Source organism: Vibrio sp. 2134-1 (assembly GCF_033339495.1).
This window is the reverse complement of record NZ_JAWOUS010000982.1, coordinates 1-513: the sequence shown is the minus strand read 5'-3', so window position 1 is coordinate 513 and position 513 is coordinate 1. Positions and strand designations below refer to the sequence as shown.

At 40.5% G+C, this 513-nt stretch carries 1 protein-coding gene; it reads left to right on the top strand.

From position 1 onward, the window contains the following. Positions 1-190: 190 nt before the first annotated feature. The coding region (locus tag R7R78_RS29600) for a hypothetical protein (RefSeq protein ID WP_225475025.1) at positions 191-513 on the top strand (323 nt) is incomplete at its 3' end.

The window sequence follows — 513 nt, the reverse complement described above, 5'->3', positions numbered from 1 at the left end:
GCTTCGGTAATGCGTTGCTCACCCATTAACAGAGCGTTATGTTTGCCAACGGCATCGAAAAGCTAATGTAATTCAATGTTATATGATAATTAGAGCTTTCGACTGAGCTCCAGAAGCCTACAACTGGCGTTATGATGAATATCATACTGAAATTACCCTTGTTGCATATTCGCGAACTAGTGACACATAGATGTATACGCCCATCAAATTCTATATTTCTTTACCTTTTGACTTGTTCTGGCTCGGACGCAACACTAAGGCAAAGTTTGATTACATTCGAACGACTCCTCCACGAGATATGGAGGCTGTATGGGATTTTAAAATATACAATAAAAACGGAATTGAGTGCGTTGATTGTAAATCCGGAAGGCTGTCTCCTTCAATTATCGAAACCCTCATTTTGGTACGTTGTGGTGGAAGATTCCACAACATACTAAAATACCAAATGGTTTGCATGTTTCGCTGGGCGAAGATGGAGGTAAAGGGAAGCATCATTTCACAATTCGTCCGCTT